This is a genomic window from Bifidobacterium sp. W8104 (assembly GCF_016100735.1).
Classification (GTDB): Bacteria; Actinomycetota; Actinomycetes; order Actinomycetales; family Bifidobacteriaceae; genus Bombiscardovia; species Bombiscardovia choladohabitans.
Window position 1 is genome coordinate 1,655,494 of the sequence record NZ_JACFRW010000001.1, and the last position, 23,884, is coordinate 1,679,377.

Consider the following 23,884-nt stretch of genomic DNA (forward strand, 5'->3'; position numbering starts at 1 on the left):
TGGGACGTTCGTCTGCATGGGAATCGATTTGTTGGGAAAGAGGGTGGTGGAATGACTCACGCGAAAGGTTGTGCGCGGTCGGTCACCAAGGCTTGACATTCTTCCCCTGACTCTTGTTGTCGTCCGGCTTGCCTGTCGGCGTGGGGGAGGCGGACGGTTCGCTCTGCTGCTGGTTGCGCTTGAGCAGGTCCTCCACCTCGGCCTTCTGCTGCTTGGTCAGTCCTGAAGAGGACCCTTTTCCGGATTCGTTCTTTCCGTCCTGGGCCTTATCGGCCTTCTGCTTCTTGAGCAGACGCTCCGTGCGGCTGGTCAGCGCAGCGTTGGCAGCACGGTTGGCCTGGGCAGCCTGTCTGGTCTGTGGCAGAATCAGGGGTCCCGGCCGTTCGACTTGGGCGAAGAGATGTTCGGCCTGGTCCTGCAGGGCCTTGATGGATGCTGGATCGGCCTGGGGGTTTTGGGCCTGTCGAACGTTGGTGCTCAACGTGTGCGTGCCTTCGTTATAGGTGGCGATGGCTTTGACGTTGATCAGGCCCCAGGCCCCGGTCAGGGCTGCAATCAAGGCCAAGCCAGCCAAAATCAGGCGCACTCGCAGGCGGCCTGCGTCTCTTGCTCCTTGCCGGGACTTCCTATTCATAGCAGTCTCCTCGAAGTGCGGATCCAGAGCCCCGCCTCAATCAGGATCAGGACCAGCTCCACCAGGGCCAGCGGCCAGACCAGCGGGGTGACATGTTGGCGGACCTGGTCGACCTTGGTCACCCGGTAGCGCTTGGAAGCCGCAGCCGTGGCTCCTTCATCTACCGCGGTTCCCTTGGCCAGGGACTGGTAGTGGCCGCTCATCTCGTCCGCAATGGCCTTGAGGGTTTTCGGGTCCATGGCGGAGATGCCCGGCTGCCCGGTCTTGGGGTCCGTCACCCAACCGTCGCCGTCGCTTCCGCCGACATCGGAGCTCAAGGGCACCATACCGCCCTTGGCCGAGCCGGTTCCCAGCACAAAGGCATCGTCTAATCCCTCCCTGAGAACGCTGAAGGATCGTCGTTCATCGGGTCCGGTCTGTTCGCCGTCGCTGATCAGGTAGAGCAGGATTCGGTCGTCGGGATGCCGGTCCTTGGTCTGTTTCAAGACCAGGCTCAGGCGATCCAGTGGAGCATCCAGGCTGGAGCCGGAGGATTGGGAGGTGGGCTCTGTAACCAGCCCCCTGGCCCAGTTGTCCACAGCCCGCACGTCGGGGGTCAGGGGCAGATCGACGCTGGCCGAGGCGCCGAAGCTCAAGGCCGAGAAGGAGGCATCGGGGTAGATGCGTGTCAGATCGTGGACGGCCGTCCGGGCCGCCTCCAGTCGGCTGATTCCTTCCTGGTCGCCATATCCGGCATCCTTGACCGCCATGGATCCGGTCACGTCAACCGCAATGAAGACATCGGTGGCGTTGACGGCTTTATTGGTGGTCTTGCTGACCGTGCTGGGGGTCATGACCATGAGGGCCAGGATCAGGACCATGGCAGTGCGTCGGGTCAGGGCCCAGCGGTCGGCATCCGTATCCCGACCCTCGCGCAGTCCATGGATGACCAACGCAATGGCCAGGAGCAGCAGCAGACCCGCCAGTAGGCCGCCGGCCAACCAGCCCAGGAAAGGCTCAAAGGTCACGGACTTGAGTATGTTCATCGCTTCAGCCTCCAGGCCAGGAGCAGATATCCCGACAGCGCCAGGGTCAGGGCCAGGGTCCACCAGCCGGGTGCATCCACCAGGCTGGACTGCTCCTGCTGGTGGGGGTCGGCTCCGTGTCGATGCTCTATCCGGCGGACCAAGGCGTTGATGGAGTTTCCATCCTGACGTCGCAGGAAAATACCGCCACGGGCTTCGATCAGTCTCTTCATCTGCCGGGTGGTCTCATCCTCGCTGCCCTGGTCCGGTCCCGAATAGAGCCCGTCCACCGCGATTCCTGCGGCCGAGGTCAGCTTGAGTGCCTCCTCCAGGGTGTATGTGGGTTTGCCGGAGACGACGTTATCGGTGGCCAGGACCAGTGAGCTGGACCGTTGGTCGGCCTTTGCCGATCCGCTCTGGTCCTTGGGGGCGAATTGTGGGAGGAGTGCAGCGCAGCCCACCAGCCCGTCGCCGATCAGCGAGGTGGTGTCCCGGCGGTTCTGCGTGCCCTCCAGCCAGTCGCTGATGTCCTGGTACTGTCGTCCGCTCATGGCATCGATGCGGTCCTGGGACTGCACCCCGTCCAGGATCCGTCGTGCCTTGCCCAATTCCGCGGTGATCATCTCGTAGTCGTCGGTCAGGGGGAAGACGGTGCGCGAGGTGGAGTTGAATATGCTCAGGGCCATGCGTTCGCCCCGGAAGTTGTGGACAAGATCGAGGTAGGAGGCGATCACCTGCCGGTCGTAGGGCAGGGTGGAGCCGGACACATCCAGGCATAGGACAATATCGCGGTTATGGCCCTGCTCCAATGTCCGATCGACCCGGGCGGGCCTTGCCGCCAGGCTCAAAACCATCAGCAGGGCCAGAGCGAGCAGGATTGCGGCGCAGCGGTTCAGTCGCCGCCAGTGCCGCAGCGCCTCATGGCCCTCCTCGGTGTCCATGTCGCTGTCCAAGGTCCAGACCCGTGCTCCCGGTTCCTGATCCAGCTTGCCGCGACGTGCCATACGGTAGGCCAGCAGGCCGAACGCCAGGGCCAGGACCAAGGCCAGAACCGGCAGCCAGGGCCACCTCCAGGACAGATTGCCTATGCTCATTGCGGCCACCGTTCAATCAAATCCCGTACCCAGTCGGCAGCCTGATCCACTGTGGCGTCGGTTCCTGCGCTGTCCCGGGGAAGGGCGAATTCAGGCGGGTATAAAGCATCTATGGTCTGCCGAAGCAGGTCCAGGCCCTTCCGTGTACTGGGCGTACGGGGCTGGGCCTGGATTTCGGCCAAAGTCTTGGACTTCATGTCGCTGTTCCAGGAGCGGGAGGCAAATCCACGCGCTATGGTGGCCAGTGCCGTCATGGCCTGGTCGCGGTCCAGCTGGCCCTTGTCGTACCGGGCCACCACCTTATCGATTTGCTGACGCCACGCATCGCGGGTGTCGGAGCTCGCTTGGATCGGACGCTCTTCCTGGTGACGGCGGAACCTGGGCAAAAGAAGGGCCGCGGCAGCCAGGGCCAGGGTCAGTATGATGGCGGCCGTCGTCAGAGCCAGTAGCCAGATGGGCTGGGTCATGGTGGGCATGACCTTGATTCGGCCATGACCGGATGCCAGACGAATCAGGACGACAGCACTCATGCCGCCATCACCGTCCGTCGCATGGGGATGCCTGGTCTTCCGGCTGAAAGCAGGTGGATGAACCTGTTGAACATGGCTGTGCTGGAGTCGGCCCGGATCAGCGAGGCTCCGATTCTGGACAGTTCTCGGCTGAAGGCCTCTATCTGATAGCGTCTGTGCAGATCCACCGCCCGCGTCCCGTTCACAGTGCGCAGGAAGGCCGGGATCTTGCGTCCGCTGGGCGCATCCGTTACCGAGCCCGTAGCAGGCTGCAGGCGCAGGGGATTCATGGTCTCCACTCCGATGAGGTTCAGGGGGTGGGTGGTGGCCAACCGTCTGATGGTCGGAATCAGGTCGACCTTCAATGCCGACTGGTCGGTGGCGATGACCAGCATGGCCTGCCGGTCCTGGATGCCTGCGGCGTAGCCCAGCAGGGCCTCAAGGTTGCGCGGCTGATCCAGCCGTGACTCCAGAGCCCGGTCCAGGGTCTGCTCGAATCGAGCGAAACCGCCCTGGCAGGGTACGCGTCGGATGGCGGACGAATCGACCAGGACCAGATCCACCTCATCGCTGCGGCGCAGGCAGAGGGAGGCGAACATGCACAGGGCGTTGGCAGCCACCTGGATGGCCTGTTCCCCGTCAGGGCATGTTCCTGACATCTCGCGGCCGACATCCAGCAGCAGCCAGACCCTACTGGTGACCAGGCGCTCGCGCTCCACCACCATGGGCCGACCCATCCGGGCGCTGGCGTGCCAGTCGATCATGCGGGTTTCGTCCCCGAACTCGTATGCGCGCAGGTCGGCTCGTTCGTCCCCGCCGCCACGACGGCCGGAGGAGTGCTCGCCCTCCAGCAGGCCCAGGGCCCTGCGCACCGTGGGAAGGCGCAGGCTGGTGTCCAAGGACTCGATCCGCCTGCGGACCGGGTCATGATCCGGACGTCGACGGCTCATGGCACCGGTACCGTGTCGACGATCTGGTCGATGATGTCGTCGCTGCTGACACCGTCGGCCTGGGCCTCGAAGGTCAGCAGAATCCGGTGGCGGAGCACCGAATGGGCCCAGTCCTTCAAATCCTCGGGAATGACGTAATCCCTGCCTGTCAGCAGGGCTCTGGCCTGGCCGATGCGAACCAGGGCGATGGAGGCGCGCGGGCTGGCCCCCAGCCTCACCTGCTCTGCAAGCCCTTGGATGGGTCGCGATCCAGCCCCCCTGCTGGTGGCTGCCAGATCGACCGCATATCGCATGATGGGCTGTGCTACGTGGACCTGCCGGGCCTTCTGCCTGAGGAAGTCCACATCGGCGATGGTCAGCGCATCCCGATCGTCCTTGCCGGGCATATCGGTGCCTCGGCTGGTCAGCATCTGCAACATCCGTGTCTCCTGGTCGGCATTGGGATAGGTCATGACGGCCTTGAGCATGAACCGGTCCATCTGGGCCTCGGGCAGGTTGTAGGTGCCCTCCTCCTCGATGGGGTTCTGGGTGGCGATCACCATGAAGGGCCGGGGCAGGGCTATACGCTCGCCGCCGATTGTGGTGGCACCCTCGGCCATGGCCTCCAGCATGGCTGACTGGGTTTTGGCGTTGGATCGGTTGATCTCGTCCAGAAGGACGAAGTTGGCGTGGATGGGGCCCAGCTGTGTGGAGAAGCGCTGTGTGGAGAAGTCATAGACCTGGGTGCCTACCAGATCCGAGGGCATCAGGTCGGGAGTGCACTGGATCCGCTTGAAGCTGCCGGAGACCGAGGTGGCCAGGGTCTGGGCGGCCGTGGTCTTGGCCAGGCCGGGCACGGATTCGATCAGGATGTGTCCTGAGGCCACCAAAGTCAGGATCAGGGCCTCCCGCAGGTTCTCCTGGCCTACCAGAGTCCTCGAAAAGCGGGTCCGGATCCGGTCGGCCAACTGGCGGCAACGTTGCAGGTCGTCCTGGCTGATTGGCGGAACCTGGCGGTCCTGACCGGGCTGAACAGATGGGGACTGACTGGGTCGAGGTGGGAATAATGCCATAGCAGACATGGTAACGGCATTTCCTGACGACTCAGCCGGCAGGACTCAGGTCAGTGACCAGTCCACCGGTTCGGCGCCCATGGCCTCCAGCGCTTGGTTGGCCTTGGAGAACGGATGGGAGCCGAAGAAGCCGTACCGGGCCGACAAGGGGCTGGGATGCGGGGATTTGATGATGGCCGCGTTGGTCAAGAGGGGCTCAAGGCTCTGGGCCTGCCTTCCCCAAAGAATTGCCACCAGGGGCCGGACCTTGCCCTCCTGGTCGCGTCTGTCGTTCAGAGCTCGGATGGCGGCGTCGGTGATCTCCTCCCAGCCCTTGTTCCGGTGGCTGGCCGGTTTGCCCACCCGCACAGTCAGGCAGCGGTTGAGCAGCATGACCCCTCGCCTGGTCCAAGGTGTCAGATCGCCGTTGGAAGGTGTGGGCAGGCCCAGGTCGGAGTTCAGCTCGGCATAGATATTGCGCAGGGAGCCGGGAATGGGGCTGACTGCAGGGTCTACGCAGAAGCTCAGGCCCACCGGATGGCCGGGCGTCGGGTAGGGATCCTGGCCCACGATCAGGACCTTGATGGAGTCGAAGGGGATGGTAAAGGCGCGCAGAATGTTCTTGCTGGCAGGCAGGTAGCGGTGACCCTGTGCCAGCTCGGATCTGAGGAAGTCGCCCATCCGATGAATGTTGGGCTCGACGGGTGCCAGAGCGCGGGCCCAGCCGGGGTCCACCAAAGCGCTCAAAGGTTTGCGCTGGGTTCGGCCCTGGCCTCCTGCTATGGTCGGAGGGTTGGTACCGGTTCGGTTCGTCGGCTCAGGGGGGGTTGCGGCAATTGGCTGGCTGCTGTTCATAAGGTCACTATATCGCTTGGCAATATGGGCCGGTCAGGACTGCCTCGGCCATTCCAGGGTTGGCGGAGGACGTCGAATGGTCAGTTGAATGTTGACCCGGCGACGCATTACTTATAATGGTTCAGGATCCGGTGGAGCAGAGGAGAGTTCATGGCTAGCACGCGCGACAATGGGACGCAGGCGCGCCCTCAGGTTCATGATGCGTTCGATAACCCTCCCAAGGGCCCGGTCGGCGTGCATCGCGGGCCGCGTTCCCTGTCGGTCAGGGTCCTGCCCTACCTGCTGGTGGTTGTCTTGGCGGTGCTGTGCGGTCTGGGCGTATGGGCTGCGGTCAGCGGCTCCCTGCCCTGGCAGCAGACGCACACTGAAGCCTCCCGGGTCATCAGCAGCCATCTGCCCAAGCGTTCAGCCTCCTCTTCGGCTTCAAGTAGCGCGACCGCTACCGATCAAGCCTCCCAGGAACAAACTTCTGAGCCGTCCACCCAGTCGCCTTCGGCCAGTGCCTCCAGCAGCAGCCCGGCTCCGGTGGTCAACCGGGGCACGCGGGTCACCGTCATCAACGGAACCAGGGTCACCGGGTATGCCGGCAAGAAGCGCCAGGTTCTGGTCAATGCCGGTTACACTGCGGTCACGGCATCCAACCCGCAAGGTGCCCTGCCTGGCGTGAGCATGGTCCGCTACCGTGACGAGGCGGATAAGGCCACTGCCCAAGAGGTGGCCAACGTGCTGGGCATCGCACAGGTGGAGCAATCCTCTGTGGCCTCCACTCCGGTGGAAGCCATCCTCATGCAGTGAGGCTCGGCCAACCTGTCAGCGGAAGAAAACGACGGCAAAACATTCAGAGTTTCGGCTCGGCGTTTTGCAATTGCCCCATAAATGGGCCTAAACTGACCTTGCCGACCAGGCAGATGCGGTCAGTCTCGTATCTGTTGTGACGCGGCACCTATGTTAAGGAAGTTAGTTATGGCACAAGGCACTGTGAAATTCTTCAGCGCTGGCAAGGGTTACGGATTCATCAATCCCGACGATGGCGGCGAGGACGTGTTCGTGCACTACTCGGCCATTCAGTCAGATGGCTTCAAGACCCTTGATGAGGGAGATAAGGTCGAATATCAGGTGGAGCAGGGCCCCAAGGGTCTGCAGGCAACCAAGGTCACCAAGCTCTGATTGTCATCTTCTGTATTCGTCATGGGGGCCCCGGTCATTCCGGGGTCCTTTTTTATGGCACCTTGCCTACATCCGGATCCTGAGCCAGGACTGTGCAGTGTGCGGATTATCCGTCGCCGCTACCGACATGTCAGGGCAAACATGACATACAGCCTGCAGCGTATTTTCCCTTCGGGTTGGCACTCGGCCCCATCGAGTGCTAATCTGCTGAATTAGCACTCGAGGTGCGGGAGTGATAACACGACAGCTGACGGTCGGGTTCCGTTCCACGCCGACGGTGGGTCATGAAACCTCAAGCCATGACGGAGGAAGCAACAATGGCAAAAATCATCGAGTATGACGAGGAAGCTCGTCAGGGCATGCTTGCCGGCCTGGACAAGCTGGCCGACACAGTCAAGGTCACGCTGGGCCCCAAGGGTCGCAATGTCGTGCTGGACAAGTCCTACGGCGCACCGACCATCACCAACGACGGCGTCTCCATCGCCAAGGAGATCGATCTGGAGGATCCCTACGAGCGCATTGGCGCCGAGCTGGTCAAGGAAGTCGCCAAGAAGACTGACGACGTCGCCGGAGACGGCACCACCACCGCCACCGTGCTGGCCCAGTCCCTGGTGCATGAGGGACTGAAGAACGTGGCCGCCGGTTCCAACCCCATCGCCCTGCGCCGCGGCATCGAGAAGGCTGCTGACGCCATCGTCAAGGAGCTTGTGGCCCAGTCCAAGGAAGTCGAGACCAAGGATCAGATCGCAGCCACCGCCACCATTTCTGCAGGCGACCCCGAGATCGGCAATGAGATCGCCGAGGCTCTGGACAAGGTCGGCCAGGACGGTGTGGTCACCGTCGAGGACAACAACCGCTTCGGACTGGACCTGGAGTTCACCGAGGGCATGCGCTTCGACAAGGGCTACATCGCTCCCTACTTCGTCACCAACAATGATGACCAGACCGCGGTTCTGGATGATCCTTACATTCTGCTGACCTCGGGCAAGGTCTCCAGCCAGCAGGACGTGGTCCACATCGCCGAACTGGTCATGAAGACCGGCAAGCCCCTGCTGATCGTGGCCGAGGATGTGGACGGCGAGGCGCTGCCCACCCTGATCCTCAACAAGATCCGCGGCACCTTCAACTCCTGCGCCGTCAAGGCTCCTGGCTTTGGTGACCGCCGCAAGGCCATGCTGCAGGATATGGCCATTCTGACCGGTGCACAGGTGGTCTCCGATGAGCTCGGTCTCAAGCTGGACTCCATCGACATGAGCGTGCTGGGCACCGCCAAGAAGGTCATCGTCTCCAAGGATGAGACCACCATCGTCTCCGGTGGCGGTTCCAAGGATGAGGTCTCCGCCCGCGTGGGCCAGATCCGCACCGAGATCGAGAACACCGACTCCGACTACGACCGCGAGAAGCTGCAGGAGCGGCTGGCCAAGCTGGCCGGTGGCGTGGCCGTCATCAAGGTCGGCGCAGCCACCGAGGTCGAGGCCAAGGAGCGCAAGCACCGTATCGAGGATGCTGTCCGTAACGCCAAGGCCGCCATTGAGGAGGGTCTGCTGCCCGGAGGCGGCGTGGCCCTGGTTCAGGCCGCTGCCAAGGCCGAGAAGGATGTCAAGCTGGATGGCGACGAGTCCACCGGTGCCTCCATTGTCTTCCGCGCCATCGAGGCCCCCATCAAGCAGATCGCCGAGAACAGCGGCGTCTCCGGTGACGTGGTCATCAACAAGGTCCGTTCGCTGCCTGCCGGCCAGGGCTTCAACGCCGCCAACAACGAGTACCAGGACCTGCTGGAGGCCGGCGTGGCCGACCCCGTCAAGGTGACCCGTTCCGCCCTGCAGAACGCTGCCTCCATCGCCGGGCTCTTCCTGACCACCGAGGCCGTCGTGGCCAACAAGCCCGAGCCGCCGGCACCTGCCGCAGCTCAGCCTCAGGGCGACATGGGCTACTGATCCCTTGAGGTTCGGCCGCATTCTCGGCTGAACCGGGTGATCGCCAAAGGCGGGGGCCTGCGCATCGGACAATGGTGCGCAGGCCCCTGCCTTTGTTATGTTCGGTCTTTCCATATGCCTGTCAGGTCTGGATCCGATAAGCAATGGACATGCCTTGGTCGAACGGATTCGAGCTGCCTGCATGTATCAGCCAGGCGTTCAGGCTCCGGCGAAGAGGCGGGTGGCCTGGGCCTCGGTGTCCGCGTAGAGAGCCGAGGCCTGGGTCAGGGCTGCCTGGATGCCTTCAAGCGCCTGCTCCATCTGGGCCTGCGAAGCGCGCCACTGCTGGGCCACCGTGGCGAATTGGCTGGCTGCCGAGCCCTGCCAGACGCTTTGGAGATTGTCCAGGTTGGTGTACATCCCCGCCACGGCATCTCTGATGGCCCCTATCGAGCCGCTGACCGCGCCGGAGGCCGTCTGTATCTGATCCGAATCAACTTGGAACCTTGTCATGGTTGTCCTTTCCGTGAATGGCGGTGATGGTGGGGGAGTCCGATGCCGTCAACCGCTACTGTGGACACTATGACAGTGTTCACGCAGTTGCCCCGTCCGCGGACCCATGTGGTCGAACGAGTTCCCCTCCACAGGACGAGTCGGTTCAGCTTTCCTGCCATGCAGCGGGTTCTGGCTCTCCTGCTCTTGATGGTTTTGGCGATCAGCGGCCTTGGATCGACCAGGGCTTTTGCCGATGAACCTCAAAACGGGGCAGGAACCATGACAGATACGATCACCGATCCGCAGAATCTGCTGGGTTCTGATGTGGGCTCCGTCAAGGATGCAATCAAGGAGACTGCAGAGCAAACCGGAGTATCGGTCCGACTGCTCTACCTGCCGCATTTCTATGAGGGCGTCAAGCCGGAGACCTGGGCATCCCGGGTGCTCGAATCGATGAAGCCCGCCCACGACACGGTCATGCTGGCCGTGGCCTCTCAGGACGGCAAATTGGTTGTGGCGGTCTCCAGCAACTCGCAGTCCTGGCTCAAGGACCAGTCCAGCGTGGATCAGCTCTCGCAGGCCGCTCTGGAGCCGGTCACCAAGGGCCGCAATCCCGACTGGGTGGGCTCGGCCAGGGCCATGATGGCCCAAGTGGAGACCCTGAAACAAAACCAGCGACATCATCGGATCATGATTGTCGCTCTTTCGGTGACGGTTGTGGTCCTGGTCATTCTGGTCGTGGTCGTGGCGATCTGGTGGCGTCGCAGCAGCCGAACAGGGGCTCATCATCGCAAGTCCAGCGCAGCGAAGAAGGAACCAAAGCAGACAGAGACGGTCAGCGAACTTTCAGACAATACCCAGAAAGAGGCGGCAAGCTGAAGCCATGAGCAAACCGACGCAAGCACAACTGGTCGTGGTCGACGACGAACCGTCCATCAGGGATCTGCTGGTGGCCTCCCTGCACTTCGCGGGCTTTGCTGTCGAGACTGCGGCATCCGGCTCCGAGGCCATTCAGGTCATCGAACGCATCCAGCCGGATCTGATTGTCTTGGATGTCATGTTGCCTGACATCGATGGGTTCACGGTCACCTCCCGCATCCGTCAGGAGGGAATCGATGCGCCGGTGCTCTTCCTGACGGCCAGGGATGATACCCAGGACAAGGTCATGGGGCTGACTGTGGGCGGCGACGATTATGTGACCAAGCCCTTCAGCCTGGAAGAGGTCGTGGCCAGAATCAAGGCCATACTGCGCAGGACCCGCGAGCACCAGGAGGATGACCCGATCATCCGCGTGGGCGATCTGGAGATCAACGAGGATTCCCATGACGTCACCAGGGCCGGCCGACCCATCGACCTGAGCCCGACCGAATACAAGCTGCTGCGCTACCTGATGGACAATGAGGGTCGCGTGCTCAGCAAAGCCCAGATCCTGGACCACGTCTGGCAGTACGACTGGGGCGGCGATGCGGCCATTGTGGAATCCTACATCTCCTACCTGCGCAAGAAGGTGGATGGCATCACCGTCAGCGACGGACACGGTGGGGAGCGCAAGGTCACCCCGCTGATCGAGACCAAGCGGGGCATCGGCTACATGATCAGGGCTCCCAGGCAGAACGCATCGGATGGCGGCGATGGCGACTAGTCCCCAGGGTCCGGCCCCCAAGACGGAGCCGTCGGCCGCTCCCGACCCGAGGGCGGCTGACGGGTCCAGGTTCTTCATGGGATCGGACTCCGGCAAGACAGCCGGCTCCGGTAAGCCGAGGGGTCGCTCTATGCCTAGGTCGCCTCTGGCTGCCATCCCCCTAAGCACCAAACTTGTGGCCAGCATGCTCATCCTGCTCATCGTGGGCACGGTGGGCGTCTCTGTAGCCATCTGCCAGATGGCCGACGACTATCTGATGAAGCGCACGGACACGCAATTAATCCGCCAGGCCAACCTGGGAATTCGCAACGCCACCCTTCTTCGCCAGGAGGACCTGAGCAAGAACGGCCTGGGTCCAACCGATTACTTCCTGCAGATCCGCGACAACGACCTGCACATCATTTCGGACGATCTGAATCCCATGCAGGTCAACGGGGTCATCTCCCGCCCGCGCCTGCCCGCCGATGGCAGCCTGGGATCGATACCCCTGGGCCAGCCGACCACGGTACCAGCCTACGTGCGCATCTCCAAGCAGGCCTCGCCCGATCGCGACACCATGAAGCGGGCCCGGGCCTCCTGGCGGGTGGTGGCCATGCAGTGGAAGCTGCGCAACGAGCTGGACGATTCCGAAATCAGCGGCGTACTCTTCATCGGCCTGTCCATGAGCGATCAGGACGAGGCTGTGCATGATCTGACGGCTTTCTGCATGATTATCTCCGTCGTGGTGGTCCTTCTGGGAGGAGTCATCTCGGTCCTGCTGATCCAGTCCACCCTGGTTCCACTCAAACGCATCGAGAAGACTGCTGCAAAGATAGCGGCCGGCGACCTTTCCCAACGCATTCCCAGCTTCCCGGAGAATACCGAGGTGGGTTCCCTGGCAGCATCCCTGAATGCCATGCTGACGCGAATCGAGCATTCCTTCGAAGAGCAGCGCCAGACCACCGAGAAGATGAAACAGTTCGTTTCGGATGCCAGTCATGAGCTGCGCACACCGCTGGCCGCCATCCATGGCTATGCAGAGCTCTACAGGATGCAGCGCGACTATCCAGGGGCTCTGGAGCGGGCCGACAAATCCATTCAGCACATCGAGGACTCTTCCACCAGGATGACGGCCTTGGTCACGGATCTGCTCTCGCTTGCACGCCTGGATGAGGGCAGGGGAATCGACACGACCCTGCCGGTCGATCTGACCGGACTGGTGGGTGACGGGGTGGACGACTTGCATGCCCTGGATCCGGGAAGGGATGTGGCTACAGGAAAGGTTTGCCTGGACACCGAGGATCAGCCAGCCCCCCAGGAGGTCCCGGTCGCAGCCAACAAGGGTCTGCCGGGCCTCAAGGCACGCAGCAAGGAGAAAATCACGGTAGGCGGGCACCTGGGTCCATCCGTCAGCCTGGACATTCAGGAGGGCCCCCTGCCCCCGGTACAGGTGACTGGCGACCCCAGCCGCCTGCGTCAGGTGATCACCAATATCGTGGGCAATATCCACCGCTACACTCCGTCTGATTCGCCGGTTCAGGTGGGATTGGGCCTGGTCAAGGCGACCATTGCTCCAGCGGATCTGACCAGGCTGGAGGCCACCGAATCCTCTCTGGGACACCTGACCGAGGCGATCCAGGTGGCTGAGAACAGCCATGTGGGCACCGACTACGCCATCATCCGGGTGGTCGACCACGGGCCAGGCGTCCCGGAGGAGTCCAGGTCCAGGCTCTTCGAGCGCTTCTATACGGCCGACCCGTCCAGGGCTCGGGAGAAGGGCGGCACGGGGCTGGGCTTAGCTATCGTCCAGTCCATTGTCAAGGCTCATCAGGGGTTCATCTGCGCCTCGCAGACCCCGGGAGGCGGTTTGACCTTCACCATCGTCATACCCCAGGGCGTCAGGCGGGATCAGGGGGGAGCTGAGGGTTAGGCCAATCCTGCCACCAACCGCTCCGTACGCCTATGACAAGATGGGTCGTCCTGCCCGTCCTGTTCAGGTAAACTGATTTCGGATATACCTGTTCAAGAAGCAACGTAAGGAAGTGGCAGAGCATGCCCAGCGGGAGAGTACGGTGGTACGACGCCAAGCGGGGGTTCGGGTTCATCACGGATGAACAAGGTGGGGATGTCTTCCTGCCCTCATCAGCCCTGCCTGCCGGGGTATCCACCATACGCAAGGGATCCCGGGTGGAGTTCTCGGTGGCTGAGGGCCGCAAGGGCCCCCAGGCCCTTGATCTGAAGCTGGTGGGGCCGACCCCCTCCATTCTGCGTGCCAAGCGACCCGATCCGGACGATATGGCCGCCATCGTGGAGGATCTGATCAAGCTGTTGGATTCGGCTGGCAATGGCCTGCGTCGGCACCACTATCCGGGGCGGGCCGAATCCGCCAAGCTGGCCACCCTCCTGAGGGCTGTGGCCGATGACTTTGACGTGCCGGACTGAATGGACGGCGAGAAGAATCCGACGTGGATCGGTTGATCCGGTCCCATTGATGATGAAGGTGTGATAGATGGTTCAAGAGGACCTGGATCCTGAGGAACTGGCCAGGCAGGTGGCTCTGAGCGTGGCTGCCGACAGCGATGAGGTCGGTGCGCTGGTGGGCCGCACCCTGATCGGGGATGGAGTCTGGGACTACCGGTTTGCCTCGGCCATCAAGGGCTACGAGGGCTGGCAGTGGTCGGTCACCCTCTACCGTGATGAGGATGCCGATACCTGGACTGTGGATGAATCGTCTCTGGTGCCCACCGATGCGGCCCTGCAACCCCCGGCATGGGTTCCCTGGAAGGATCGCCTGCTGCCCTCGGATCTGAGCGTGACCGATGCCATGGGCACCGACCCCGACGACCCCAGGCTGACGGCCGGATACAGGCCTGCGCAGGCTGAGCCTAGGAATCCTGAAGTACAGCAGACCCCGGAGGACAATGAAGAGGGCCGGAAAGCATCAGCCTCGGTTGATGCTGACGGTACTGATGGCACTGATGCGGAGACCGACGGTGCGATCTTCCGACTGGTGGACCGCTCAGGTGACGAAAAAGACGTTCACGGGCAGGAATCGAACGAACAGGTCTCCTTCGGTGCCCAGACCTCGTCCGACGATCTGGATGAGGCCGTCGACCGCTTCGCACTGACTCGTCGGCACCTGATGACTGCCGAGGCCAGGTCCGCCACTGCCAAGCGCTGGTACGAGGGGCAGCACGGCCCCAAGTCCCTGTCGACCCGGACGGCCAAGGGCAAGGCCTGCGAGACCTGCGGCTTCATGATTCCCCTGGCAGGTGATCTGGGGACCATGTTCGGTGTCTGTGCCAATCGTTGGAGCCCTGACGACGGGCGTGTGGTCTCCCTGGATCATGGCTGCGGTGAGCATTCCGAGATCGAGCCCCAGGAGGAGTCACATCTCTGGGTCCAGTCGCAGCCGGCCTATGACGATCTTCATATCGATGTGGTCAGGCAGAAGCCCCGCGAGGAGCGCCCTGAGGTGGAACTCATGGAGCAGATGCAGTCGGAAGACGGCTCAGAGGACTGATTCCAAGGCCCTGTTGCGTTCAGAGCGCAATCCCCGGTGGGCCGAGAATAAACGTCACCGTAAATCTGTAGAGTGAATTACGGATCAAAGGGAAGGACAAGTATGTTCGAACGGTTTACCGACCGTGCGCGGCGGGTGATTGTGCTGGCGCAGGAAGAGGCCCGCACTCTGCAGCACAATTACATCGGCACCGAGCACCTCCTCCTGGGCCTGATCAGGGAAGGTGACGGTGTCGCCGCCAAGGCCCTGGCCTCCAAGGGCGTGGAACTGGATGCCACCCGCAAACAGGTCGAGGAGATGATCGGTAAGGGCAATGCGGTTCCCAATGGGCACATCCCATTTACGCCGCACGCCCGTCAGGTCCTGGAGCTGTCGCTGCGCGAGGCGCTTCAGCTGGGCCACTCTTACATTGGCACTGAGCACATTCTGCTGGGACTCATCCGCGAGGGTGAAGGCGTTGGCACCCAGGTGCTGATCAAGATGGGCGTGGATCTGGGCGATCTGCGGACCGCCACTATTGACATGATTCGCGGCAACCACGAGGGGGGCGATGCTGGCAAGGGTGATTTGGCCAATGCCGGTGGCGTTTCCAACAAGGGCGGACAGACCGGTTCGGCCATTCTGGACCAGTTCGGCAGGAACCTGACCCAGGAAGCTGCTGAAGGCAAGCTGGACCCCGTCATCGGTCGGGCCAACGAGATCGAGCGGGTTATGGTCGTCCTGTCCAGGAGGACCAAGAACAACCCGGTGTTGATCGGCGAGCCCGGTGTAGGCAAGACCGCCGTGGTCGAGGGCCTGGCGCAGAAGATCCACGAAGGCGACGTGCCCGAGACCCTCAAGGGCAAGCAGGTCTACTCGCTGGATCTGGGCTCCATGGTGGCCGGTTCACGCTACCGGGGCGACTTCGAGGAGCGTCTGAAGAAGGTGCTCAAGGAGATCAAGACCCGGGGCGACATCATCCTCTTCATCGACGAGATCCACACCATTGTGGGCGCAGGTTCTGCCGACGGGGCCTTGGGAGCCTCTGACATGCTCAAGCCTCTGCTGGCCCGTGGCGAACTGCAGACCATCGGAGCGACCACCACCGACGAGTACCGCAAGTACATCGAGAAGGACGCAGCCCTGGAGCGGCGCTTCCAGCCCATCCAGGTCTCCGAGCCCACCATCGCCCAGACCATCGAGATCCTCAAGGGTCTGCGCGGCCGCTACGAGCATCACCACCACGTCACGATCACCGACAAGGCCCTGCAGTCGGCGGCCGAGCTCTCTGCGCGTTACATTCAGGACAGGAACCTGCCTGATAAGGCTATCGACCTGATTGATGAGGCCGGCGCACGTCTGCGCATCAAGCGGCTGACCGCCCCGCCGGAGCTCAAGGAGCTGGATGCCAAGGTGGATCGCATCTCCGCCCAGAAGGACCAGGCCATCAAGGACCAGGACTTCGAGAAGGCCGCTCAGCTGCGCGACAGCCAGGAGAAGCTGGAGGCCGAGCGCAAGGAGAAGGAACAGGCCTGGCACGAGGGCGAATCCGACGTCAAGATGGTTGTCGACGAGGATGTGATCGCCGAGGTGGTCTCTTCGACCACCGGAATCCCGGTCTTCAAGCTGACCCAGGCCGAGTCCAAGAAGCTCCTGGGCATGGAGAAGGAGCTGCACAAGCGGATCATCGGCCAGGATGAGGCTGTCTCCGCCCTGTCCCGCTCCATCCGCCGTACCCGTGTGGGCCTCAAGGATCCCAAGCGTCCCGCAGGTTCATTCATCTTCGCCGGTCCCACCGGCGTGGGCAAGACCGAGCTGGCCAAGGCTCTGGCCCAGTTCCTCTTTGACGACGAGAATGCCCTGATTCGGGTGGATATGTCCGAGTTCTCGGAAAAGTACTCCACCTCTCGTCTCTTCGGTGCCCCTCCGGGGTACGTGGGATACGAAGAGGGCGGCGAGCTCACCGAGAAGGTCAGGCGCAAGCCGTTCTCCGTGGTCCTTTTCGATGAGATCGAGAAGGCTCATCCGGACATCTTCAACACCCTTCTGCAGGTGCTGGACGACGGCCACCTGACCGATGGGCAGGGTCGCATGGTGGACTTCAAGAACACCATCATCATCCTGACAACCAACCTGGGAACCCGTGACATCGCCAAGGCGGCCAACACCGGCTTCAACGTGAGCGGCAACACCGAAACCTCCTATCAGCGGATGAAGGACCAGGTGACCAGTGAGCTCAAGCAGCAGTTCAGGCCCGAGTTCCTGAACCGCCTGGATGACATCATCGTCTTCCAGCAGCTGACCGAGCCCCAGGTCCGGCAGATCGTCGATCTGGACATCGCTCAGCTCAACGACCGTCTCTTCGAGCGCCACATGTCCCTGGATCTGACCGACAAGGCCAAGGATCTGCTGGCCGAGAAGGGCTTCGATCCGCTCCTGGGTGCCCGGCCCCTGCGCCGTGTCATCCAGCGGGATATCGAGGATGCCGTCTCCGAGAAGATCCTCATGGGCGACCTTACGGACAATGAGTCCGTCCAGGTCGATGCCGAAGGCGAGGGCATCCTGGGTGAGTTCACCTTCACTGGAAAGCCCTTCGAGGGACCCCGGCATGCGGCCAGCTCCGCTGATAAACAGGACCAGAAGTCTGAACTGGTCGGAGCTTCGGTGAGCTCTTCCGACGCTGATGTTCCGCCAGCAGGCGAGGCCGACAGCCAGAGCCAGGATGGTCAAGGTTCTGAGCAGTCCGCTCAGAGTTCGCCTGCCAGTGACTGAGATAAGGGTTGAGGCCTGACGCAGCTGACTGAAGAGGGGTTGGAGCACATTACAGTGCTCCAACCCCTCTTCTTCTGTACTGCCGGGGATTTGCGTCGATCTCTGTACTGCAGTTTCTGAAACGTCACTTGGTATCCATGGCTTCTATTGGCAGTGTGAGCTCGGCATTTGCTTTTGCTTGCGAGTCCATCGAATGGTTCGATCATTCTCTTATATCAGGCTTAAGGCAGCGATGGAATTGGCAGGTAATTGACATCAGTGTTTGCCAGGTCAGCATTCCATGCATAACGGTTCGTTTACCCCAAACGGCCGGCGACTCAGGCAGTTGCGTGGTGAAGAACTCAGGCCAGGCGTGGAAGAAGGCCTTGTTGACCTTGAAGGAACAAGGAACCTAAATGCTTGACGTAGCCGGACCCCTCAGAACAGGGGATGCAGCAGCAGGGCCAACAGATAAAGGGCCATGAGAGCAATGAACAGGATGTCCATCCTGCCCAGTTGCAGCAATCGGTAGTGGGTGCGCTGTTGACGGCTGCCCTCGTAGCATCGGGCATCCAAGGCCCGGCTCAGATTGTCAGCGTGGCGCAGAGCTCCGGCGAAGACGGGAACCGTGATGGCTATGGCCGCATGCAGGCGTTGCGAGAGTGAGCCGGACTCGATGGATCCGCCACGGGCTGACTGGGCTTCCACGATGGCCTGAACCTCACGTCCCAGTGTGGGGATGAAGCGCAGAGCCAGTGAGAGGACCAGGGCTATCTCATTGGTGTGGATGCCCAGCCTGGACAGTGGACTCAGCAGCGATTCACAGGCATCGGTCATCTGCGTTGGGGTGGTGGTCTCCACCAGGAGCGCGCCCAGAAAGATGATCAGCATGAAGCGGCAGGCATAGAGCACAGCCACCCAGATGCCACCGGTGGTCAGCACGAATGGACCCCAGGCAGCCAGTCTACGGCCGGTCTGGGTGACCAGTAGATTGAATACGGCCAGTAGAAGCATGAGGATCAGAAAGCCCTTGACTGATTTCATAATGGAACGAAGTGGGGCTCGGGCGGCGGTAAAGAGGCCGATAGTAACCACCAGCGCCAGAACAAGCTGCGCAGGCGTGGAAATGGCGAAAGCGGTGAACATGGCTAGGAGGAAGGTCACCAGCTTGGCTCGCGGGTCCAGCCTTGCCAGCAAGGATAAGGGTTTCTGGTCGGCTTGGGTGCGATCCGCTTTCCTGCCTGAAGTTTCTTTGCCAGCGGCCTCCTTCTCCGCTGCGTCTGTGGCGAGCAGCTGGTGGTAACGTTCCACGACTTCGGCAGTCGGCCCATAGTCCAGCGTTTCCCCATGCTCCAGGAGTAGCGTCTGATCGGCAAGATCCAGGGCCTCGCGATCGGCGTGGGTGCTCATGACGATGGTGACGCCGCGCTGATGGAGCACACGAAGCAGCCTCATGATGCGTGCGCAGGCCTGGGGGTCGAGGCTGGCGGTGGTCTCGTCCAAAACGAGCAGTTGCGGGCTGCAGGCCACGACTCCGGCGATGGCCACCAGCCGCCGCTGACCCCCTGACAGGTCGAAGGGGGAGCGATCAGCCAGATCACTGATGTCCAGCAGCTTCATGGCCTCATCCACCCGTTGTTGCACCTGCTCGGGCCCATAGCCCAGGTTGTGCGGACCATAGGCGATGTCCTGGGCAACGGTATCCGCAAAAAGCTGATGTTCCGGGTATTGCATGACATAGCCGACCCTTTGGCGCAGAAGCCTCAGGTTCTGGCGCCGCAGATGCTTGGCCTTGGGCCGGTCGGGCCCGGCCAGTGGGAGGCCGGCCACCTGGATGGATCCGCTGTCGGGGGCGGCCAGGGCACAGATGAGCCTGGCCAGTGTGGACTTGCCGGATCCGTTGCGCCCGATGATGGCCAGGGTCTGTCCTGCCGCCAGCTCCAGATTCACCTGGCTGAGGGCTTTGCTTCCAGCATCCGGAAAACTGTAAGAGACATCCGACAACTTGACCATGGGACTAGCGTGGTTGCCGACTGCGGTTTTGGCGTCCGTATCTGATGTCCTGCTTTGTGTCAGTGGATTTTGGTCAGGTTCGCCAACAAGGGCAGGTAGATCCTGACTGTTCAGGATCTGATCAGGTCTTCCGGAGGCCACGATGCGTCCATGGTCAAGTACGAGGACCCGATCGGCCTGTCTGGCCTGCTCGAGCAGGTGGGTGATATGGACGACAGTCGTGCCCTGGGCTGTCAGCCGGCAGAGGATTGATTGGATCTCCTGTCGGCCGGCCGCATCGAGCATGGCACCAGGTTCGTCCAGCACCATCATGCCTGGATTCATGGCCAGGCTGCCGGCCAGGGCCAGTCGTTGCTGCTGTCCGCCGGACATGCGGGTGGGATCATCATTCATCCGCGTCTGCAGATCCACCTGCTTCAGGGCCGCTGGTACGCAGGAGAGCATTCTCTGACGGGGCAGTCCCAGATTCTCGGGTCCGAAGGCCACGTCGTCCTGGACGACAGTGGTCACGATTTGGTCCTCGGGGTTCTGAAAGACCATGCCGATGCTCCGTCGCGCCTGCCGGTAGGCTTCAGTGTCGATCCGGCGGCCCTGGTCCGAGGTATCGGAGCAGACCACCCGGCCCATAAGCTCGACCTGGCCTCGGTCAGGTGCCGTCGCACCCGAGAGTATGCTTCCCAGGGTGGATTTGCCGGAACCATTTGCTCCCAGGATGCACAGGTGCTCGCCTGCATGCACCTCCATGGTCAAGTTGTCCAAGGCCCAGGTCTGGCCTCCGTCATAGGAGAAGGAGACCTGATTCAGGCGGGCGACCGTTGTCTTCGAAACCGCAGAATCCGAGCCTGCGGATTGGGTCATGGATGCTGCCATGACGTTCCGAACCGCCGAGGCTTACTTGTTGATCAGCGTGGAGATGGGCTTGTAGATCAGGAAGGTGACCACGCCGTGGATGGCGAACTTCATCAGGTTGAAGGGCAGGAGGATGGGCACGATCATGGCGACCACCTTGGCCATGGACATGTGCGCATAGAAGGGGGTGATCACCACGTTGCACAGGATGGCTGCGATCACGCCCAGAATGGCGCCGGTGAGGATTCCGATGACCGCTCCCTTGCGGCTGTGCATCCTGCGGTAGACCAAGGCTGCCGGCACACTCAGGGCCAGGGCCACGATCATCGAGATCAGAGCACCGAAGGGGTTGGTGAACAGGTGCGGTACGAATCCCAGGATGGAGATGATGGCTGCAGCCGCCGGTCCGAAGGCGAAGCCGCAAACCAGCACGACGATGCCTGAGGGGTCGTATTTGAGCCAAGGGGCGGCAGGGAAGATCGGGAAGGAGAAGAAGCTCAGAACCATGGCCAGGGCTACGAAAAGCGCGTAGACCGCGATTCGCTTGGTCGACCAGCGTCCTGAACCGCCTGCACCTGTGGAGTGGACATCGTTGAAGCGCGTGTCCTTGTTTGCAGTGGTGTGTGAATGAGAATTTGGCATGCTCATAGAGGGCCTCGTTTCTTCCATCCGGACTGTAACCGTTGGCTTCGGACTTTGACCGATATCCACCGCTTGCGCGGGTCGCGGGCTCCCGGCATTCAGCCGGATACCGCCAGTAAGGACTTTCACCTTCCCTGAAACTGACGCTTTCAATATAGCTGCGCTCCTTGGAATGGTCAATTCTCTCTTGCTGCCGGTGCATTTGCAGACACGCCAGGAAGAAAGTAAAACCATTAAAAATCTAATGGCCGAAGAAGTGCAGCGCGCTTGAAAGTTCCGCCCGCTACTTGTCCTGACTCCCTGCCTGGAAATACTCCATCGAGCTGACCGGGCCCGCCAAGCGGAAGCCGTCATCCCCATAAATCACCTTGGTGACTGCGGTGTTGTCCATGTCAGGGATGGGACAGTGGTCATCGATGGCCACCAGGAACTGTTGCAGGCACATGCCCGAGGAGACCACCAGGACGGGCCCGCCGCCCTCTTCGAGGGCAGACTGGGCGATGCGCGTCAGTGCGCCGATCATTCTGCTACGGACCTGGGCCGTGGTCTCAGCCCGATCCTCTTCCTCCAGTCCTGCGGACAGGACGTCCTGGGCATCCAGCCGATGGAAGGTATCCTGCATATGGACGGGAATGTCCCTGCCGTAGGTTGCCTTGGCTGCGGCGAAGTCCTTGAACCCCATGGCGGCGCAGACCTGGTCCAGAGTGGTGCGCTCGTCCCGGCCCTCGAAACTGCCGAAGTTGTCCTCGCGCAGGTCAGGGTCCACGCCCACACGCAGATCTCCATTGCCGGACATGTCAAGGGCCAGGCGGGCCGTTTCATACTGTCGGCTCAGATTGCCGCTCCAGGCCGCACGGAAACGAATGGGGCGCAGTCCCCGGCCGAACTGGCATACATCCTCACGACCTCGCCTGGTCAGGGGGAAATCGGACCAGCCCTGCATCAGATGCATGACGTTGGCCGTCGTCCTGCCGTGCCGGGTCAGGTAAAGGGTTGTCGAACCTGCTTCAGCGCCCGGTTCGGCGACGGATTGTGATGAAGATGCTCCATTGTTCATAGTTCATCACCCTACACGGCCCCCTTGCCGGGTCACCGGGGTACAGCTATGGTCAGGACCTGATGAAACGGCCCCCGTCGCCCCAGGTCCAGGTGCCGCCGCCGGCTCCGATCTGGAAGTTCATTTTGGCTATGCCCAGGTCGACTGCGGACCCGTAGGAGACCGAGGGGTCCAGGGTGGCGATCGCATCGCCTGAATCCTTGTCCAAGGCGAAAACCACCGGCTGTCCGTTCATGGCCGAAGGAGCCTTGGCGGCGGCAGCCACGCCGGCCTTGAACCATTCCGGAGCATCCCGGCGGTCCTGCGCGCTCATGGCTGAGGTCAACTCCTCATAGCTCTTGGAGGGTCGATGCTCGCTCTGTCGTTGGCAAAGCTTGTCGAAGTCCTGGTTGCCGTAGCCGATCTGGTCAGCCGGATAGCCGATGGTGACCACCAGATAGAGCGACTGGCTGGGGGTTATCCGACAGTGGCGCTCGGCCGCCTTACGATCCCAGCTGCCCGACACCCATCCTGTCCCCAGTCCGTACAGGGTGGCGGCCAGAACCATGCGCTCGCCATAGAAGCCGGCTTTTTCCAGGCTTTCCCCTTCATCTTTGGGTCCGACCAGGGCCAGGTAGTTGGCCGCATTGGCCAGGTGACCGGAAGCGTTGTCGGCCGCAAAGGCGTCGGGTTTGCCCAGGACCAGCTGCATGTCCAGGCCACTCAGCGTATTCAGGGCGTTCAGGGTGCTGCCCAGCTGTCTGGCCAGGTCGGGATCGATGGGTTTGGGGTCGTATTCTCTGGTGGTGATGCGCACGTTGACTGCGTCAATAAGCTGTGTATGTTCGGTCATAACCTCATTATCCCACCCAATTCCGCTTCCTGCAGGTGGTGGCACAAGGCCGGCGGAAGAGTCCACGCCTGGTCCGGTTTGTGCCGCTGCCAGGGGTCGCAGAGGCATGGCTTGGGGTACAATCGCTACCGTGCCGGTTCGGACCCTCATCTTTGATCAGCTAAGGAGCAGCAATGATTGAAACAGCGCAGGCTTTCGGAGTGGATATCGGTGGATCCGGTATCAAGGCTGCCCCTGTTGACCTGACGATCGGCGATTTTGCAGAGCCTCGCAAGAAAATTCTGACTCCCGAGCACTCCACGCCAGAGGCTGTGGGGGTTGTGGTCAAGGAGCTCTTGGATCGATTCGAGGTTTCCTCGGATGTGCCTGTAGGCATCGCTTTCCCGGCTCCTGTCAAGCCTGACAAGCCGCTCGATTTCATGGCCAACCTGGACCAGGCCTGGGTGGGTACCAATGTTCAGGAGGTCCTTTCCAAGGCCTGCGGCAGGCCCGTCAGTGTCGTCAACGACGCGGACGCAGCTGGTCTGGCCGAGGTGCAGTATGGGGCGGCCAAGGGACAGAAGGGTCTGGTCATCGCCACGACACTGGGCACCGGCATCGGCACGGCTCTGATATACAACGGCGTGCTGATTCCCAACAGTGAGCTGGGCCACCTGACGCTGGACGGCAAGGATGCGGAAAAGTACGCAGCCTCTTCGGTGCGCGACCGCAAGAAGCTGAGTTATAAGAAGTGGGCCAACCGTCTGACCAAGTACTACCGACTGCTTGAGCACTACTTCAATCCCGATTTCTTCGTCGTCGGCGGCGGTGTCAGTCGGATGAGCGAGAAGTTCCTGCCTCACATCGACATCAAGACTCCCATCGTTGCTGCCAAGTTGCGCAATCAGGCCGGCATCGTTGGCGCCGCCTATCTTGCTGATCTACGGCAAAAGCATCTGGGGTGAGGCAGGGCTTTTTCTGCG

22 protein-coding genes and 1 riboswitch are annotated in these 23,884 nt (G+C 61.9%); of the genes, 10 read left to right on the top strand and 12 right to left on the bottom strand.

Annotated elements, in window-relative coordinates; all coding sequences use genetic code 11:
- Positions 1–82: 82 nt before the first annotated feature.
- The 7 genes from H3U89_RS06540 to H3U89_RS06570 are packed head-to-tail and all read right to left on the bottom strand — an operon-like array spanning position 83 to position 6,077.
- A complete protein-coding gene (locus H3U89_RS06540; protein ID WP_198180055.1) occupies positions 83–634 on the bottom strand; it encodes a DUF6466 family protein in 552 nt (183 codons plus the stop codon).
- Positions 631–1,659 (bottom strand): vWA domain-containing protein, encoded by a 1,029-nt coding sequence (locus H3U89_RS06545; protein WP_198180053.1) that lies wholly within the window; start codon positions 1,657–1,659, stop codon positions 631–633. Before H3U89_RS06545 ends, H3U89_RS06540 begins: the two co-directional genes overlap by 4 nt.
- Positions 1,656–2,732: a vWA domain-containing protein gene (locus tag H3U89_RS06550; protein ID WP_198180051.1), complete on the bottom strand. Its 1,077-nt coding sequence runs from the start codon at positions 2,730–2,732 to the stop codon at positions 1,656–1,658. The genes H3U89_RS06545 and H3U89_RS06550 overlap by 4 nt, the downstream gene beginning before the upstream one ends.
- A complete protein-coding gene (locus H3U89_RS06555) occupies positions 2,729–3,262 on the bottom strand; it encodes a hypothetical protein (RefSeq protein ID WP_198180049.1) in 534 nt (177 codons plus the stop codon). Before H3U89_RS06555 ends, H3U89_RS06550 begins: the two co-directional genes overlap by 4 nt.
- Entirely contained in the window at positions 3,259–4,191 is a 933-nt protein-coding gene (locus H3U89_RS06560; protein WP_198180048.1) for a DUF58 domain-containing protein, read from the bottom strand. The genes H3U89_RS06555 and H3U89_RS06560 overlap by 4 nt, the downstream gene beginning before the upstream one ends.
- Positions 4,188–5,243: an AAA family ATPase gene (locus tag H3U89_RS06565; RefSeq protein ID WP_373564665.1), complete on the bottom strand. Its 1,056-nt coding sequence runs from the start codon at positions 5,241–5,243 to the stop codon at positions 4,188–4,190. The genes H3U89_RS06560 and H3U89_RS06565 overlap by 4 nt, the downstream gene beginning before the upstream one ends.
- Before the next feature lie 45 nt (positions 5,244–5,288).
- Positions 5,289–6,077 (bottom strand): uracil-DNA glycosylase, encoded by a 789-nt coding sequence (locus H3U89_RS06570; RefSeq protein WP_232342454.1) that lies wholly within the window; start codon positions 6,075–6,077, stop codon positions 5,289–5,291.
- Between the two features lie 150 nt (positions 6,078–6,227).
- Here H3U89_RS06570 and H3U89_RS06575 point away from each other — a divergent pair, with 150 nt between their 5' ends.
- The 3 genes from H3U89_RS06575 to groL all read left to right on the top strand — a co-directional run bounded on the left by H3U89_RS06575 (position 6,228) and on the right by groL (position 9,181).
- Positions 6,228–6,872: a LytR C-terminal domain-containing protein gene (locus H3U89_RS06575; protein WP_198177499.1), complete on the top strand. Its 645-nt coding sequence runs from the start codon at positions 6,228–6,230 to the stop codon at positions 6,870–6,872.
- Positions 6,873–7,040: 168 nt separating this feature from the next.
- Positions 7,041–7,244, top strand: coding sequence for a cold-shock protein (locus H3U89_RS06580; RefSeq protein WP_015022108.1), 204 nt, complete (start codon positions 7,041–7,043; stop codon positions 7,242–7,244).
- A 317-nt stretch (positions 7,245–7,561) separates the two neighbouring features.
- Positions 7,562–9,181, top strand: a complete 1,620-nt coding sequence (groL, locus tag H3U89_RS06585) for a chaperonin GroEL (RefSeq protein WP_024626575.1) — start codon at positions 7,562–7,564, stop codon at positions 9,179–9,181.
- Positions 9,182–9,379: 198 nt separating this feature from the next.
- Here groL and H3U89_RS06590 read toward each other — a convergent pair whose 3' ends face one another.
- Positions 9,380–9,673 carry a WXG100 family type VII secretion target gene (locus tag H3U89_RS06590; protein WP_015022106.1) on the bottom strand — a complete coding sequence of 98 codons (294 nt, stop codon included), beginning with the start codon at positions 9,671–9,673 and terminating at the stop codon, positions 9,380–9,382.
- Between the two features lie 261 nt (positions 9,674–9,934).
- Between H3U89_RS06590 and H3U89_RS06595 the strand changes: the two genes are divergently transcribed.
- The 6 genes from H3U89_RS06595 (at position 9,935) to H3U89_RS06620 (ending at position 17,550) form a co-directional block, all read left to right on the top strand.
- Positions 9,935–10,534: a TPM domain-containing protein gene (locus H3U89_RS06595; protein WP_198180044.1), complete on the top strand. Its 600-nt coding sequence runs from the start codon at positions 9,935–9,937 to the stop codon at positions 10,532–10,534.
- 4 nt (positions 10,535–10,538) lie between these two features.
- Positions 10,539–11,297, top strand: a complete 759-nt coding sequence (locus H3U89_RS06600) for a response regulator transcription factor (RefSeq protein ID WP_198177501.1) — start codon at positions 10,539–10,541, stop codon at positions 11,295–11,297.
- Between the two features lie 130 nt (positions 11,298–11,427).
- A complete protein-coding gene (locus H3U89_RS08465; RefSeq protein ID WP_269748838.1) occupies positions 11,428–13,206 on the top strand; it encodes a sensor histidine kinase in 1,779 nt (592 codons plus the stop codon).
- A 122-nt stretch (positions 13,207–13,328) separates the two neighbouring features.
- Positions 13,329–13,718: a cold-shock protein gene (locus H3U89_RS06610; protein ID WP_015022102.1), complete on the top strand. Its 390-nt coding sequence runs from the start codon at positions 13,329–13,331 to the stop codon at positions 13,716–13,718.
- A gap of 67 nt (positions 13,719–13,785) precedes the next feature.
- Positions 13,786–14,799, top strand: coding sequence for a DUF3027 domain-containing protein (locus H3U89_RS06615; RefSeq protein ID WP_198180035.1), 1,014 nt, complete (start codon positions 13,786–13,788; stop codon positions 14,797–14,799).
- A gap of 102 nt (positions 14,800–14,901) precedes the next feature.
- Positions 14,902–17,550, top strand: coding sequence for an ATP-dependent Clp protease ATP-binding subunit (locus H3U89_RS06620; protein ID WP_198180033.1), 2,649 nt, complete (start codon positions 14,902–14,904; stop codon positions 17,548–17,550).
- A gap of 417 nt (positions 17,551–17,967) precedes the next feature.
- On the opposite strand, the gene H3U89_RS06625 is transcribed toward H3U89_RS06620, so the two are convergent.
- The 4 genes from H3U89_RS06625 to H3U89_RS06640 all read right to left on the bottom strand — a co-directional run bounded on the left by H3U89_RS06625 (position 17,968) and on the right by H3U89_RS06640 (position 22,922).
- Positions 17,968–20,412, bottom strand: a complete 2,445-nt coding sequence (locus H3U89_RS06625; protein WP_232345564.1) for an energy-coupling factor transporter ATPase — start codon at positions 20,410–20,412, stop codon at positions 17,968–17,970.
- 21 nt (positions 20,413–20,433) lie between these two features.
- On the bottom strand, positions 20,434–21,039 hold the full coding sequence (locus H3U89_RS06630) for an ECF transporter S component (protein WP_198180031.1): 606 nt from the start codon (positions 21,037–21,039) through the stop codon (positions 20,434–20,436).
- A gap of 5 nt (positions 21,040–21,044) precedes the next feature.
- A riboswitch (FMN riboswitch) is annotated at positions 21,045–21,179 on the bottom strand.
- Between the two features lie 137 nt (positions 21,180–21,316).
- Positions 21,317–22,090, bottom strand: coding sequence for a histidine phosphatase family protein (locus tag H3U89_RS06635; protein ID WP_198180023.1), 774 nt, complete (start codon positions 22,088–22,090; stop codon positions 21,317–21,319).
- Positions 22,091–22,142: 52 nt separating this feature from the next.
- Entirely contained in the window at positions 22,143–22,922 is a 780-nt protein-coding gene (locus tag H3U89_RS06640; protein WP_198177507.1) for a nitroreductase family protein, read from the bottom strand.
- Between the two features lie 173 nt (positions 22,923–23,095).
- Here H3U89_RS06640 and ppgK point away from each other — a divergent pair, with 173 nt between their 5' ends.
- Positions 23,096–23,866 (top strand): polyphosphate--glucose phosphotransferase, encoded by a 771-nt coding sequence (gene ppgK, locus H3U89_RS06645; RefSeq protein ID WP_024626544.1) that lies wholly within the window; start codon positions 23,096–23,098, stop codon positions 23,864–23,866.
- Positions 23,867–23,884 lie beyond the last annotated feature (18 nt).

Coding starts and splice junctions, on each gene's coding strand:
- H3U89_RS06540 (WP_198180055.1), bottom strand. CDS start 634: ATGAATAGGAAGTCCCGGCAAGGAGCAAGAGACGCAGGCCGCCTGCGA.
- H3U89_RS06545 (WP_198180053.1), bottom strand. CDS start 1,659: ATGAACATACTCAAGTCCGTGACCTTTGAGCCTTTCCTGGGCTGGTTG.
- H3U89_RS06550 (WP_198180051.1), bottom strand. CDS start 2,732: ATGAGCATAGGCAATCTGTCCTGGAGGTGGCCCTGGCTGCCGGTTCTG.
- H3U89_RS06555 (WP_198180049.1), bottom strand. CDS start 3,262: ATGAGTGCTGTCGTCCTGATTCGTCTGGCATCCGGTCATGGCCGAATC.
- H3U89_RS06560 (WP_198180048.1), bottom strand. CDS start 4,191: ATGAGCCGTCGACGTCCGGATCATGACCCGGTCCGCAGGCGGATCGAG.
- H3U89_RS06565 (WP_373564665.1), bottom strand. CDS start 5,243: ATGGCATTATTCCCACCTCGACCCAGTCAGTCCCCATCTGTTCAGCCC.
- H3U89_RS06570 (WP_232342454.1), bottom strand. CDS start 6,077: ATGAACAGCAGCCAGCCAATTGCCGCAACCCCCCCTGAGCCGACGAAC.
- H3U89_RS06575 (WP_198177499.1), top strand. CDS start 6,228: ATGGCTAGCACGCGCGACAATGGGACGCAGGCGCGCCCTCAGGTTCAT.
- H3U89_RS06580 (WP_015022108.1), top strand. CDS start 7,041: ATGGCACAAGGCACTGTGAAATTCTTCAGCGCTGGCAAGGGTTACGGA.
- groL (WP_024626575.1), top strand. CDS start 7,562: ATGGCAAAAATCATCGAGTATGACGAGGAAGCTCGTCAGGGCATGCTT.
- H3U89_RS06590 (WP_015022106.1), bottom strand. CDS start 9,673: ATGACAAGGTTCCAAGTTGATTCGGATCAGATACAGACGGCCTCCGGC.
- H3U89_RS06595 (WP_198180044.1), top strand. CDS start 9,935: ATGACAGATACGATCACCGATCCGCAGAATCTGCTGGGTTCTGATGTG.
- H3U89_RS06600 (WP_198177501.1), top strand. CDS start 10,539: ATGAGCAAACCGACGCAAGCACAACTGGTCGTGGTCGACGACGAACCG.
- H3U89_RS08465 (WP_269748838.1), top strand. CDS start 11,428: ATGCCTAGGTCGCCTCTGGCTGCCATCCCCCTAAGCACCAAACTTGTG.
- H3U89_RS06610 (WP_015022102.1), top strand. CDS start 13,329: ATGCCCAGCGGGAGAGTACGGTGGTACGACGCCAAGCGGGGGTTCGGG.
- H3U89_RS06615 (WP_198180035.1), top strand. CDS start 13,786: ATGGTTCAAGAGGACCTGGATCCTGAGGAACTGGCCAGGCAGGTGGCT.
- H3U89_RS06620 (WP_198180033.1), top strand. CDS start 14,902: ATGTTCGAACGGTTTACCGACCGTGCGCGGCGGGTGATTGTGCTGGCG.
- H3U89_RS06625 (WP_232345564.1), bottom strand. CDS start 20,412: ATGGCAGCATCCATGACCCAATCCGCAGGCTCGGATTCTGCGGTTTCG.
- H3U89_RS06630 (WP_198180031.1), bottom strand. CDS start 21,039: ATGAGCATGCCAAATTCTCATTCACACACCACTGCAAACAAGGACACG.
- H3U89_RS06635 (WP_198180023.1), bottom strand. CDS start 22,090: ATGAACAATGGAGCATCTTCATCACAATCCGTCGCCGAACCGGGCGCT.
- H3U89_RS06640 (WP_198177507.1), bottom strand. CDS start 22,922: ATGACCGAACATACACAGCTTATTGACGCAGTCAACGTGCGCATCACC.
- ppgK (WP_024626544.1), top strand. CDS start 23,096: ATGATTGAAACAGCGCAGGCTTTCGGAGTGGATATCGGTGGATCCGGT.